This is a genomic window from Streptomyces sp. JL2001 (genome assembly GCF_050917515.1).
GTDB lineage: Bacteria > Actinomycetota > Actinomycetes > Streptomycetales > Streptomycetaceae > Streptomyces.
In genome coordinates, this window is the sequence record NZ_CP169421.1 from 1881383 (window position 1) to 1894506 (window position 13124).

At 72.1% G+C, this 13124-nt stretch carries 10 protein-coding genes; 7 read left to right on the plus strand and 3 right to left on the minus strand.

Annotated elements, in window-relative coordinates:
* The first annotated feature begins 77 nt into the window (after nt 1-77).
* From ACE1OA_RS08215 to ACE1OA_RS08240, 6 genes are all read left to right on the plus strand, one after another.
* On the plus strand, nt 78-770 hold the full coding sequence (locus ACE1OA_RS08215) for a DUF3000 domain-containing protein (protein WP_356607511.1): 693 nt from the start codon (nt 78-80) through the stop codon (nt 768-770).
* Between the two features lie 233 nt (nt 771-1003).
* Nucleotides 1004-1666, plus strand: coding sequence for a response regulator transcription factor (locus ACE1OA_RS08220; protein ID WP_327373566.1), 663 nt, complete (start codon nt 1004-1006; stop codon nt 1664-1666).
* Nucleotides 1667-1813: 147 nt separating this feature from the next.
* A complete protein-coding gene (locus ACE1OA_RS08225) occupies nt 1814-3100 on the plus strand; it encodes a ribonuclease D (RefSeq protein WP_356607513.1) in 1287 nt (428 codons plus the stop codon).
* 169 nt (nt 3101-3269) lie between these two features.
* Nucleotides 3270-4016 (plus strand): ferritin-like domain-containing protein, encoded by a 747-nt coding sequence (locus tag ACE1OA_RS08230; protein ID WP_432752561.1) that lies wholly within the window; start codon nt 3270-3272, stop codon nt 4014-4016.
* A 123-nt stretch (nt 4017-4139) separates the two neighbouring features.
* Nucleotides 4140-5354, plus strand: a complete 1215-nt coding sequence (locus ACE1OA_RS08235) for a thiolase family protein (RefSeq protein WP_356607517.1) — start codon at nt 4140-4142, stop codon at nt 5352-5354.
* Nucleotides 5351-7486 (plus strand): 3-hydroxyacyl-CoA dehydrogenase NAD-binding domain-containing protein, encoded by a 2136-nt coding sequence (locus ACE1OA_RS08240; RefSeq protein WP_356607519.1) that lies wholly within the window; start codon nt 5351-5353, stop codon nt 7484-7486. Before ACE1OA_RS08235 ends, ACE1OA_RS08240 begins: the two co-directional genes overlap by 4 nt.
* 222 nt (nt 7487-7708) lie before the next feature.
* On the opposite strand, the gene ACE1OA_RS08245 is transcribed toward ACE1OA_RS08240, so the two are convergent.
* Nucleotides 7709-8887, minus strand: a complete 1179-nt coding sequence (locus tag ACE1OA_RS08245) for a hypothetical protein (RefSeq protein WP_432752562.1) — start codon at nt 8885-8887, stop codon at nt 7709-7711.
* 116 nt (nt 8888-9003) lie between these two features.
* Here ACE1OA_RS08245 and ACE1OA_RS08250 point away from each other — a divergent pair, with 116 nt between their 5' ends.
* On the plus strand, nt 9004-9402 hold the full coding sequence (locus tag ACE1OA_RS08250; RefSeq protein ID WP_386545423.1) for an NTP pyrophosphohydrolase: 399 nt from the start codon (nt 9004-9006) through the stop codon (nt 9400-9402).
* A 73-nt stretch (nt 9403-9475) separates the two neighbouring features.
* Here ACE1OA_RS08250 and ACE1OA_RS08255 read toward each other — a convergent pair whose 3' ends face one another.
* Nucleotides 9476-10954: an amino acid permease gene (locus ACE1OA_RS08255; RefSeq protein WP_356607525.1), complete on the minus strand. Its 1479-nt coding sequence runs from the start codon at nt 10952-10954 to the stop codon at nt 9476-9478.
* A 188-nt stretch (nt 10955-11142) separates the two neighbouring features.
* Nucleotides 11143-13062, minus strand: a complete 1920-nt coding sequence (gene dxs, locus ACE1OA_RS08260; RefSeq protein WP_356607527.1) for a 1-deoxy-D-xylulose-5-phosphate synthase — start codon at nt 13060-13062, stop codon at nt 11143-11145.
* Nucleotides 13063-13124: the final 62 nt, after the last annotated feature.

Here is a 13124-nt window from a genome sequence, read left to right on the forward strand (position 1 = left end):
GCATGTGCGCGAAGCCGCTCCCCCGGGCCGGGTGTCCCTCCCTGCGCGAGGGGCCCGTTCCGCCTAGTCTTCCCCGCATGGCTGCGGCTCAGGGACACCTTTCCGATCATTCCGACGGCGACGAACAGGCGGGCGACACGGCCGGTCAAGCGGAGGCCGAGGCGGTTCCGGCCGCCTTCCGGCGAGCGGTCGAGGCGGTGCGTGGGGCCCGGTTGCGGTCGGAGATCGAGATCGACCCGACCCGGCCGCCGCAGCGGCTCGCCCCGCACGCGTACGCCCTGGAGGCGACGGTCGTCGACGGCGAGGAGGACCTGGCCGACGGCCGGCTCGTCCTGCTGCACGATCCGGCCGGCCACGACACCTGGAAGGGAACGTTCCGGCTGGTGACGCTGGTCCGGGCGGAGCTGGAGCCGGAGATGGCGGCCGATCCTCTGCTGCCGGACGTCTGCTGGTCCTGGCTCACCGGCGCGCTCCAGGCGCGCGGGCTCGCGTACGGCGAGGCGAGCGGCACCGTCACGATGGCGGGCTCGCACTACTTCGGCGGGCTCGCGGACCGCAGGCCGGCCACCCAGATCGAGATCAGGGCCTCGTGGACGCCGAGGGAGGACGCCTCGGGGGTGCCCGACTCGGGTGCGCATCTGGCGGCCTGGTGCGATCTGCTCTGCCAGATCGCCGGCCTGCCCCCGTCCCCGGCCGATCCGGGCGCCGGCACCACGTCGGGCGCGGGAGTCGTGTCGCTGCCCCAGCGCAGGGGCCCTCAGCAGCCCTGAAGAGGGCGCCGGGGAGTACCCGGCACGCCCGGGGATTCACCCGGACGGAGGACTAATCGTCAGATGATCGATCGCGCGTCCGAATTGCACCGAATTATTACTCACCAAATCGTGATCTTTCTCTAAAGGCGGGCGCCCGAGTTGCCGAAGAGGTCAATGACCCCTTCACCGCACGGGTTCGCCCCCGGCTTCTTCCCCGAGCCGGCTCCGTCCCGCACTCCCCAGGAGGCCGTGTGTCCGTTCTCCTCGAGCAGCCCGCAAGTCTGGCCTACCGTCCGAACAAGCCGACCGCCATGGTCGTCGTGGCCGACCCGCGCGTCCGCTCCACCGTCACCCGCCACCTGTGGGCCCTCGGCGTACGCGACGTCATCGAGGCGTCGTCCATCGCCGAGGCGCGTCCCCGCGTCGGCAGCCCACGCGACATCTGCGTGGCCGACGTCCACCTTCCCGACGGCAGCGGCCTCACCCTGCTGTCCGAGACCCGCGCCGCGGGCTGGCCCAACGGGCTGGCGCTCTCCGCGGCCGATGACATCGGCGCCGTCCGCAACGCCCTCGCGGGCGGTGTGAAGGGATACGTCGTCACCGGTACGCGGACGAACATCGGGCACCCCACCCGACCCGGCGCCGCCCCCATCGGTGCCTCGGCCGCCCGCCTCGGCCACCGCCGCCCCCCGGGTGCTCCGAGCCACCCGGGCGGCTACCGCGAGCTCTCCGGCCGTGAGGTCGAAGTGCTCCGGCTGGTGGCCGAGGGCCAGTCGAACAAGGCCATCGGCGTCTCGATGGGCCTGTCCGCCCTCACGGTGAAGAGCCACCTCGCCCGCATCGCCCGCAAGCTGGGCACCGGCGACCGTGCCGGCATGGTCGCGGTGGCCCTGCGCACCGGGATCATCCACTGACCGCCCGGCACGACCACCCCGGGACCGGTCGGTTCCAGGGTCTCCGTACGGGCATCGGCTTCGGCTCGAACGGTTGACAAAAGATCGGCGCCTGTCGACGGAACGTTCCGTCGGCAGGCGCTTGCCGTTCACAGATACCCTTGACACGTGACCGACGCCCAAGAGACCGCAGCAGACACAGCACTGCGAACCACCGGGGGCGCCCCCCCGGACGACGACGTCCCTGCGAACGGGCTGCCGATCCCCTTGCTGGAGCCCCGCGAGGGCATTCCGCCTGTCGTCGCGACGGAGGAGGCGCTCGCCGAGGTGATCGCCGCGTTCGCCGCCGGAAGCGGTCCGGTCGCGGTCGACGCCGAGCGCGCCTCCGGCTACCGCTACGGCCAGCGCGCCTACCTCGTCCAGCTGCGCCGCGAGGGCGCGGGCACCGCGCTCATCGACCCCGTGGGCTGCCCCGACCTGTCGGGACTGGACCAGGCGCTCGCCGGAACCGAGTGGATCCTGCACGCCGCGACCCAGGACCTGCCCTGCCTGCGCGAAATAGGTATGGCACCGGCCCGGCTGTTCGACACCGAGCTCGCCGGCCGGCTCGCCGGCTTCCCGCGGGTCGGACTGGGCGCCATGGTCGAGACCGTCCTCGGCTTCGCGCTGGAGAAGGGCCACTCCGCGGTGGACTGGTCCACCCGCCCGCTGCCCGAGCCCTGGCTCCGGTACGCCGCGCTGGACGTCGAGCTCCTCGTCGACCTGCGGGACGCACTGGAGAAGGAGCTCGACCAGCAGGGCAAGCTGGAGTGGGCCCACCAGGAGTTCGACGCGATCGCTTCGGCCCCGCCCGCGCCGCCGCGCAAGGACCCGTGGCGGCGGACGTCGGGGATGCACAAGGTGCGGCGCCGCCGCCAGATGGCGGTGGTGCGCGAGCTGTGGACCGCGCGGGACAAGGTCGCGCAGCGCCGGGACGTGTCACCGGGCAAGGTGCTCAGCGATGCCGCGATCGTCGAGGCGGCGCTGGCCGTACCGGCGAACGTCGCCGCCCTCACCGCGCTGCCGGGGTTCGGCCACCGCATGGGCCGCCGCCAGCTGGAGCAGTGGCAGGCGGCCGTGGACCGCGCGAAGGCGCTGCCCGACCACGAGCTGCCGCAGCCCGGCCAGCCCGTCGCGGGTCCGCCCCCGCCGCGCGCCTGGGCGGACAAGGACCCGGTGGCCGCGGCGCGCCTGTCGGCCGCGCGGGCGGCGATCTCGGCCCTCGCCGAGGAGCTGAACCTCCCGCAGGAGAACCTGATCACGCCGGACACGGTGCGCCGGGTGTGCTGGGAGCCGCCGGCCCAGGTGACCCCGGACACGGTGGGGGCCGCCCTCGCCGGGTACGGCGCGCGCCCCTGGCAGGTCGGACTCGTCAGCCCGCTGCTGGCCGCGGCGCTGGCCGTGTCGACCGCCTGACCCGCCCGCCCCTCCGGACACGGCCGGCTCTCCGGGCCACCCGCCCGGAGTGCCGGACCGCGAGCCCCCGCCCGCCCTCGCGCGGCCGGGGGCTCCGTCATGTCCCGGTTCTGTCACCACGAGGGCGAGTCACCTTTGAACGCGCTCAAAACCCTCTAGGGTCTTGAACATGATCAAAAACGGGTACGCGGACTGGATCGACGACTTCACCGCCGAGCGGGAGCGCCGTGCCGCGCTCGGCGACCCGGACTGGGAGCGCGGCGCCCTGCTGACGCCCGCGCTGATCCGCAGCATCCAGCGGTTCCAGGTCGGCGAGGACGGTGACGGCGCGGAGCTCAGGGCCAAGGCGCGGCGGGCCGGCGACGCCGGCTACACCGAGGCGATCGGGCTCTTCGTCGCCGAGGAGCAGAACCACGCACGGATGCTGAAGCTGCTGCTCGCGGCGGGCGGGGCCGTCACGCTGACCGGCCACTGGAGCGACGCCGCCTTCGTCCGGCTGCGGCGGCTGCTGGGGCTCCGCACCGAGCTGCTGGTGCTGATGGTGGCCGAGGTGGTGGCCCTGCGCTACTACCGCGCCCTGCGCGACGGCTGCGCCGACCCCCTGGTCTCCGAGGTCGCGGGGCGCATCCTGGGCGACGAGGAACGGCACGTGCCGTTCCACTGCCGCCGGCTGCGCGAGGGCTTCGCCGGCCTGCCCCGCGCCGGCCGGCGCGCGGTGACGGCGGGCTGGCGCGTCCTGCTCGCGGCGGCGGCGCTGGTGGTGGCGCACGACCACGGCCCGGCGCTGCGCGCCCTGGGCGTCGGCCGGCTCGTCTTCGTCCGCGACGTCGTGCGGCTCTCGGGCCCCCTCGCGGCCACCGTGGACGGCCGGGCCGCCGCCCCCGTCGGACCCACCGCGCACCGGTCGGCGGTGTGACCTTCACCGCTCCGGCCCCAGGGACTGGGCAGTCTGGTTACCCGCAAGTAGCATGGGGTCAGCAAGCGCGCGCTTAGTCGCGTGCCGCAGCAGTGCCATCCCGCACCCTGGAGGAGAGCCATCGTGCCTCGTACCGTCAGGGACGTCGTCTTCGTCGACGGCGTCCGCACCCCGTTCGGCAAGGCGGGCCCGAAGGGCATCTACCACGAGACCCGCGCCGACGATCTCGTCGTGAAGGCCATCCGGGAGCTGCTGCGCCGCAACCCCGGCCTCGACCCGGCCAAGATCGACGAGGTGGCCATCGCGGCGACCACGCAGATCGGTGACCAGGGTCTGACGCTCGGCCGCACCGCGGGCATCCTCGCCGGTCTGCCGCAGTCCGTCCCCGGCTACTCCATCGACCGCATGTGCGCCGGCGCGCTGACCGCCGTCACCTCCGTCGCCGGCTCGATCGCGTTCGGCGCCTACGACGCCGTGATCGCCGGTGGCGTCGAGCACATGGGCCGCCACCCGATGGGCGAGGGCGTCGACCCGAACCCGCGCTTCGTGTCGGAGAAGCTCGTCGACGAGTCCGCCCTGTTCATGGGCATGACCGCCGAGAACCTGCACGACCGCTACCCGACCATCACCAAGCAGCGCGCCGACGAGTACGCCGTGCGCTCGCAGGAGAAGGCCGCGAAGGCGTACGCCGACGGCAAGATCCAGCAGGACCTGGTCCCGATCTCGGTGCGCCGCACCAACGCCGAGGCCGGCGAGACCGGCTGGGGCCTGGTCACCGCCGACGAGCCGATGCGCCCGGGCACCACCCTGGAGTCGCTGGCGAACCTGAAGACGCCGTTCCGCGTCCACGGGAACGTCACCGCGGGCAACGCGGCCGGTCTCAACGACGGCGCCACCGCCTCGATCATCGCCTCCGAGGACTTCGCCCGCGAGAACGACCTCCCGGTCAAGATGCGCCTCGTCTCCTACGCCTTCGCCGGTGTCGAGCCGGAGGTCATGGGCTACGGCCCGATCCCGGCCACCGAGAAGGCCCTCGCCCAGGCCGGCCTGTCCATCGAGGACATCGGCCTCTTCGAGGTCAACGAGGCCTTCGCGGTCCAGGTCCTGGCGTTCCTCGAGCACTACGGCATCGCCGACGACGACGCCCGCGTGAACCAGTACGGCGGCGCGATCGCCTACGGTCACCCGCTGGCCTCCTCCGGCGTCCGCCTGATGACGCAGCTGGCCCGCCAGTTCGAGGAGAACCCGCAGGTCCGTTACGGCCTCAACACGATGTGCGTCGGCTTCGGCATGGGCGCCACGGTCATCTGGGAAAACCCCCACTGGGAGGGCAAGTGAGCACCACCGCCGAGCTTCTGAAGGGCGCCGCGGAGCTCTTCCCGGACGAGGTCGTCACCAGCGCCCACGTACGGCACTTCGAGCTTCCCGCGGGCGCGGGCCGGTTCGCGCTGATCACGCTGGACAACGGCTTCGACCACACCAAGCCGACCACCTTCGGCCCCCAGTCGCTGGCGAACCTCAACGCCGCCGTCGACCAGGTCGAGAAGGAGGCGGCCGAGGGCGCGATCGTCGGCGTCGGCCTCACCGGCAAGCCGTTCATCTTCGCGGTCGGCGCCGACCTCAAGGGTGTCGAGCTGCTGGGCCGTCACTCCGACGCGCTCGCCATCGGCAAGGGCGGCCACGACGTCTTCAAGCGGCTCTCGTCGCTCGCCGTGCCGACCTTCGCGTACTACAACGGCGCGGCGATGGGCGGCGGTGTCGAGGTCGGTCTGCACTGCACCTACCGCACCGTCTCGAAGGCCCTGCCGGCCTTCTCCCTGCCCGAGGTCTTCCTCGGTCTGGTCCCCGGCTGGGGCGGCTGCGCGATCCTGCCGAACCTGATCGGTGCCGACAAGGCCGTCTCGGTCATCATCGAGAACTCGCTGAACCAGAACCGCCAGCTCAAGGGCAAGCAGGTCTTCGAGCTCGGGATCGCCGACGCCCTCTTCGAGGGCGCGGACTTCCTGGAGCAGTCGCTGATCTGGACGGCCTCCGTCCTCAACGGCACGGTGACCGTCGAGCGTCCCGAGATCGACCGCGGCGCGGGCTGGGACCAGGCCGTCGCGCGGGGCCGGGCCATCGCCGACGCCAAGGTGCACGGTGCGGCCCCGGCCGCCTACCGCGCCCTCGACATCATCGAGGCGGCCAAGGACGGCGACCTGCAGAAGGGCTTCGACGCCGAGGACACGGCCCTGGCCGACCTCATCATGGGCGGTGAACTGCGCTCCGGCATCTACGCCTTCAACCTGGTGCAGAAGCGCGCCAAGCGCCCGGCCGGCGCCCCGGACAAGTCCCTGGCCCGCCCGGTCACCAAGGTCGGCGTCGTCGGCGCCGGTCTGATGGCCTCCCAGCTGGCCCTGCTCTTCCTGCGCCGCCTGGAGGTGCCGGTCGTCCTGACCGACATCGACCAGGAGCGCGTCGACAAGGGCGTGGGCTACGTCCAGGCCGAGATCGACAAGCTGCTCGGCAAGGGCCGGATCAACCAGGACAAGGCCAACCGCCTCAAGGGCCTGGTCTCCGGTGTCCTGGACAAGGCCGAGGGCTTCGCGGACGCGGACTTCATCATCGAGGCCGTGTTCGAGGAGATGGGCGTCAAGCAGCAGGTGTTCGCGGAGGTCGAGGCCGTCGCCCCGGCGCACGCGATCCTCGCCACCAACACCTCCTCGCTGTCCGTCTCGGAGATGGCCTCGAAGCTCCGGAACCCGGAGCGCGTGGTCGGCTTCCACTTCTTCAACCCGGTCGCGATCCTCCCGCTCCTGGAGATCGTGCGCGGCGAGAAGACGGACGACGCCTCGCTGGCCACCGCGTTCGGTGTCGCCAAGAAGCTGAAGAAGACCGCGGTCCTCACCAAGGACGCGCCGGCGTTCGTCGTGAACCGCATCCTGACCCGCTTCATGGGCGAGATCCAGAACGTCATCGACGAGGGCACCCCGGTCGAGACGGCCGAGAAGGCCATCGAGCCGCTCGGTCTGCCGATGTCCCCGCTGGTCCTCCTGGAGCTCGTCGGCCCTGCGATCGGCCTGCACGTCTCCGAGACCCTGAACCGCGCCTTCCCGGAGCGCTTCACCGTCTCCGAGAACCTGGCCGCCGTGGTCAAGGCCGGCAAGCGCGGCTTCTACGTCTACGACTCCGGCCGCCCGGAGCTGGACCCCGAGGTCGCCGCCCTCCTCAAGCAGGGCGACAGCGTCCTGACGGAGGAGCAGGTCCGCGACCGCGTCCTGGACGCGGTGGCGCAGGAGATCGGCCTGATGCTGGAGGAGGGTGTCGTCGCCGAGGCGCAGGACATCGACCTCTGCCTGATCACGGGCGCGGGCTGGCCCTTCCACCTGGGCGGCATCACGCCGTACCTGGACCGCGAGGGCGTCTCCGAGCGGGTGAACGGCAAGCCGTTCCTCGCCCCCGGCGTCGCGAGCGTCCCGGTCCAGGCGTAACGGACCCCGGACAACCGGCGGACGGCCCCGGCACCTTCATGGTGCCGGGGCCGTCCCGCGTCCGGGTGCCGGGCGGGCGCGCCCCGGGCCGGGGGGCTCCGGAGGGATTCCGGGCCGGGCGTGCGTCGTGCGGCGGGGACGCCCCGGGCGCGCGAACGGCCCGGGATCCCTCTCGGGATCCCGGGCCGGTGCCTTCGGGGAGACGCGCGGTGCGCCGCGTCCTCAGACGCGGGTCCAGGCCTCCATCGCCAGGCCCGACTCCTCCTTCTGGCGCGTGACGCGCAGCGCGCCGTCCTCGCCGATCGCCGCCAGGACCACCCGGCCGAGTCCGTCCAGGGCCATCGCCGGGGCGCCCGCGCAGACCTCGCCGGTCTGCGACCACTCCAGGCCCGCCCCCTCGGTCTCGGTCGGGTACGCCGCCAGGGCCGGCCGGCCCGAGGCGTCGCGCTGGGCCAGCAGCGTGCAGTCCACCCCGTCGACCGGGGTGCGCAGCAGGGCGACCGGACCGGTGCCCGACCCGCCGCCCAGCGGACGCGGCCGGTCGCCGGGGCGCCAGGCGACGACCTCACCGGTGCCGGCGTCGCGCCAGAAGCGGGTGACGGTCTCGCGTCCGGTGCGGGTCGCCGTGAACGTACCGTCGGCGACCGAGACCTCGGTCAGCTCGTCGGCGCGCGGCATCCGCCAGCCGGGCTCCTGCTGGCTCCACCGCAGCACGCGGTCCGCGCACGGCGCGGAGACCTCGGCCAGGCCGGCGTCGTTCACGGTCACGGCGACGGTCCCGGACACCCCGCTGCCCTTGATGTCGCCCCAGCCCTTCCAGCGCCCGGTCGTCTCCTGGCTGCGGCCGCTGACCCCGCGTCCGGCGTTGCGGACGAACATGTGCATCGACCCCTCCGGGTCGACCAGCGCGGACGGCAGGCCGAGTTCGGCGGCGAGGTGCCGGTTGTCCTTGGAGGTGTAGGGGCTGTTGAGGGAGTGCCAGTCCCGCAGCGGCCGGCCCGTCTGGTACTGCACGGCGTACACGATCGAGGCGTCCACGTGGTCGCTCCCGCCGGGCAGCCGGCGCAGACCGGTGAGGAAGACGTAGCCCTCCGGGCTCTGCACGATCGACAGGTGCGGCACGAGGCCCGGCGCGGGGAGCAGTTCGGGGCCGCTCCACTCGGGCCCGCCGACGTTCTTCTCGGTCCAGCGCAGCACGCCGCCGTCGACGGGGGCGTACGCGGTGAGGCGGCCGTCCTTGCCGCGCACCAGCCAGTCGGCGGTGGCGGGGACGGGATCCTTCATCGGCACGGAGGGCGTGAGCTTCTGCGGCTGGGCTCCCATGAGCGAGCTCGGCGCCGAGGCCTGACCGTCCGAAGCGGACTTACGGCTCTGCGACCTGCGCGCGGACCACACGGCCATGGTCTGCGACCACCTTCCCTGACACCTTGAAATCGCGGCGACAATAGCACTGGGACGCCTCTCACCGTCCGCCGGGAGGCCGCAAGATCGCAAGGGCAGGGGACATGACAGGGGACATGCCGCAACATCTCCGACCTGTACTGATCGTGGACGGCGCCAATGTCGTCGGGTCCGTGCCGGACGGCTGGTGGCGGGACCGGCGGGGTGCGGCCGAACGGCTGCGGGACCGGCTTGCGGAGGTGGCCCGGCGGGGGCTCCGGGAGGAGCCGGGGCCGCTCGACGTGGTGCTGGTCGTGGAGGGCCGGGCGCGGGGCGTGGAGCCCTCCGCGGAGGTGCGGGTCGCCGCGGCGGACGGGAGCGGGGACGACCTGATCGTGGAGCTGGCCCGCGAGGCGTCGGGGCGGCGGTGCGTGGTCGTCACGGCCGATCGCGAGCTGCGGAGGCGGGTGAACGAGCACGGCGCGCGGTGCGTCGGCCCGCGCGCCGTCCGAGAGGACTGGACCACCGCCCCGTGATGCCCGCTCAGAAGGCCCTGGACGGGCTTCTGCGGGCCCGGGACGGTGGTCGTGGGTCCTGGGTGGGGTCGTCCTAGTACAGGGCGTCCTGACCCGCCTTGCCGAGTCGGCTGTGCTTACGTCCGTAGAGGAAGTACACGACGATGCCGATGACCATCCACACGGCGAACCGGAACCAGGTCTCGCCGGGCAGGTTGAGCATCAGCCAGAACGAGGCCGCGATCGACAGGATCGGCAGCACCGGGACCCACGGGGTGCGGAAGGCGCGGTGCAGGTCCGGCCGGGTGCGGCGCAGGACCATCACGCCGACCGCGACGACCACGAAGGCGAAGAGCGTGCCGATGTTCACCAGGGTCGCGAGCTCGTTGATGCTGGTGAAGCCCGCCACGATGGCGATGACCACGCCGAGCAGGATCGTCGGCCGGTAGGGGGTCTTGAAGCGCGGGTGGGTGACCGAGAAGAAGCGCGGCAGCAGCCCGTCACGGCTCATCGCGAAGAACACCCGGGTCTGGCCGAGCAGCAGGATGAGGCAGACGGTGGTGAGGCCGACGGCCGCGCCGAAGCTGATGACACCGGCGTAGAAGGGGTGTCCGGCGGCCTTGAACGCGTCCGCCAGCGGCGCGCTGACCGACAGTTCGGTGTAGTGCTGCATGCCGGTCACGACCAGGGCCACGGCGACGTAGAGCACGGTGCAGATGAACAGCGAGCCGAGGATGCCGCGCGGCATGTCGCGCTGCGGGACCTTGGTCTCCTCGGCCGCGGTGGCCACCACGTCGAAGCCGATGAAGGCGAAGAAGACGACGGAGGCGGCGGTGAAGATGCCCATGACGCCGAAGTTGGTCGGCTCGTACCCGAAGATCAGCTGGACCATCGGGGAGTCCCAGCCGGAGGTGCCCTCGGGCGGGGCGACCGCGTCGGGGATGAAGGGGTCGTAGTTGTCGCCCACGATGAAGAAGAGGCCCGCGATGATCACGATCATGACGACCGTCACCTTGATCGCCACCACGACCGCGGTGATGTTGGCGGAGAGCTTCATGCCCAGGACGAGGACCACGGTCAGCACCAGGACCAGCAGGAACGCCAGGAGGTCGAAGGTGCCGCCGGGGACGTCCGGCCCCGACAGCGCGGCCGGCATGTGCCAGTCCACGTTGTCCATCAGGGAGCGCACGTAGCCGGACCAGCCGACCGCGACGACGGCGGTGCCGAGCGCGAACTCCAGGACGAGGTCCCAGCCGATGATCCAGGCCGGGAGTTCGCCGATGGACGCGTAGGCGAAGGTGTAGGCCGAACCGGCGACCGGGACCGTCGAGGCGAACTCCGCGTAGCAGAGGGCCGCCAGGGCGCAGACGATGCCGGCCGCGACGAAGGCCAGCGCGGTGGCCGGGCCGGCGTTCTCCTTGGCCACCTTGCCGGTGAGCACGAAGATGCCGGTGCCGATGATGACGCCGACGCCGAAGACCATCAGGTCCCAGGCGGACAGCGATTTCTTCAGCGCGTGCTCTGGCTCCTCGGTGTCCCGGATCGACTGTTCGATCGACTTGGTCCGGAACATTCCTGACGACCTGCTTGGCTGCTGGTCCGTACTCACCGTCGTACCTCCGTGCGGTCGGTCCCAGCACCCATGATCGAGAGGGTCGGGGTGCGGCGCGCGCCGGGGGAACGGGTTTCACACGAATGGGCCGGTCGAACTCTCCTGGGAATGGTCCGACCGGCCCAACGGTGACGCTGTGTCGCGGGCGGTCAGTCGCGCGCGGGCTCCACGGCCTGGCTGCTGCCCTCGTAGCGCCCGTCCAGCCGCGAGACCAGACCGGTGACCTGGCGGGCGATGTCCGGCGCCGTCAGGCCGATCTCCGCCATGACCTCCTTGCGGGAGGCGTGGTCGAGGAAGCGCGGCGGGATGCCGAAGTCGCGCAGCGGCACGTCGACGCCGGCGTCGCGCAGGGCCTGTGCGACGGCCGAGCCGACACCGCCGACCCGGCTGTTGTCCTCGACGGTGACGACGACCCGGTGCTGCTCGGCGAGCGGCGCCATGGCCTCGTCGACCGGCTTGACCCAGCGGGGGTCGACGACGGTGGTGGTGATGCCCTGCTTGTCGAGGAGGTCGGCGATCTCCAGGCACATCGGCGCGAGCGCGCCGACCGACACCAGCAGGACGTCGGGGACGTCGCTGCCGGGCTCACGGAGCACGTCCATCCCGCCGACCCGGCGCAGGGCCGGTACGGCGGGGCCGACGGCGCCCTTGGAGAAGCGGACGACGGTGGGGGCGTCGGTGACCTCGACGGCCTCGCGCAGCTGGGCGCGCACCTGGTCGGCGTCGCGTGGGGCGGCGAGCCGCAGGCCGGGGACGACCTGGAGGATCGACATGTCCCACATGCCGTTGTGGGAGGCGCCGTCCGTGCCGGTGACACCGGCCCGGTCCAGGACGAAGGTGACGCCGCACCTGTGCAGCGCCACGTCCATCAGGACTTGGTCGAAGGCGCGGTTGAGGAAGGTGGCGTAGACGGCGAAGACCGGGTGGAGTCCGCCGGTGGCCAGGCCGGCCGCCGAGACCGCGGCGTGCTGCTCGGCGATGCCGACGTCGTACACCCGCTCGGGGTAGGCCTTGGCGAACTTGTCGAGGCCGACCGGCTGGAGCATGGCCGCGGTGATCGCGACGATGTCCGCGCGCTCCTTGCCGAGCTTGACCATCTCCTCGCCGAAGACCGAGGTCCAGTCGGCGCCGGAGGAGGCGATCGGCAGGCCGGTGTCGGGGTGGATCTTGCCGACGGCGTGGAAGCGGTCGGCCTCGTCCGCGAGGGCGGGCTGGTAGCCGCGGCCCTTCTCGGTCAGGCAGTGCACGATCACCGGGCCGCCGAACCGCTTGGCCCGGGTCAGCGCGGACTCCAGCGCCTCGATGTCGTGGCCGTCGATCGGGCCGACGTACTTCAGCCCCAGGTCCTCGAACATGCCCTGCGGCGCGATGAAGTCCTTCAGGCCCTTCTTGGCGCCGTGCAGCGTCTCGTAGAGGGGCTTGCCGACGACGGGGGTGCGCTCCAGGATGTCCTTGCCGCGGGCGAGGAAGCGCTCGTAGCCGTCGGTGGTGCGCAGGGTGGCCAGGTGGTTGGCGAGGCCGCCGATGGTCGGGGCGTAGGAGCGCTCGTTGTCGTTGACGACGATGACGAGCGGGCGGTCCTTGGCCGCGGCGATGTTGTTCAGCGCCTCCCAGGCCATGCCGCCGGTCAGCGCGCCGTCGCCGATGACCGCGACGACGTGGTCGTCCTTCCGCAGGACCTCGTTGGCCTTGGCGAGGCCGTCGGCCCAGCCCAGGACGGTCGAGGCGTGCGAGTTCTCGATGACGTCGTGCTCGGACTCCGCCTGCGAGGGGTAGCCGGAGAGCCCGCCCTTCATCTTGAGCTTGGAGAAGTCCTGGCGGCCGGTGAGCAGCTTGTGCACGTAGCTCTGGTGGCCGGTGTCGAAGAGGACCTTGTCCTTCGGGGAGTCGAAGACGCGGTGCAGGGCGATGGTCAGCTCGACCACGCCGAGGTTGGGGCCGAGGTGGCCACCGGTCTTGGAGACGGCGTCCACGAGAAACGTCCGGATCTCCTCGGCCAGCTGTTCCAGCTGTTCCGGGGACAGCCGGTCCAGATCGCGCGGTCCCCTGATACGGGTCAGCAGAGCCACCCGTGCCTCCTTGCGTTTGAGCTGGTCGAGCTTGCCGGTTTGGTCGAGTCTAATGTTCCGCT

What these genes read in the sequence shown, in the direction of transcription:
- ACE1OA_RS08215 (WP_356607511.1), top strand. Translation starts at nt 78, where the DNA reads ATGGCTGCGGCTCAGGGACACCTTTCCGATCATTCCGACGGCGACGAA.
- ACE1OA_RS08230 (WP_432752561.1), top strand. Translation starts at nt 3,270, where the DNA reads ATGATCAAAAACGGGTACGCGGACTGGATCGACGACTTCACCGCCGAG.
- ACE1OA_RS08245 (WP_432752562.1), bottom strand. Translation starts at nt 8,887, where the DNA reads ATGGCCGTGTGGTCCGCGCGCAGGTCGCAGAGCCGTAAGTCCGCTTCG.
- ACE1OA_RS08250 (WP_386545423.1), top strand. Translation starts at nt 9,004, where the DNA reads ATGCCGCAACATCTCCGACCTGTACTGATCGTGGACGGCGCCAATGTC.
- ACE1OA_RS08255 (WP_356607525.1), bottom strand. Translation starts at nt 10,954, where the DNA reads ATGTTCCGGACCAAGTCGATCGAACAGTCGATCCGGGACACCGAGGAG.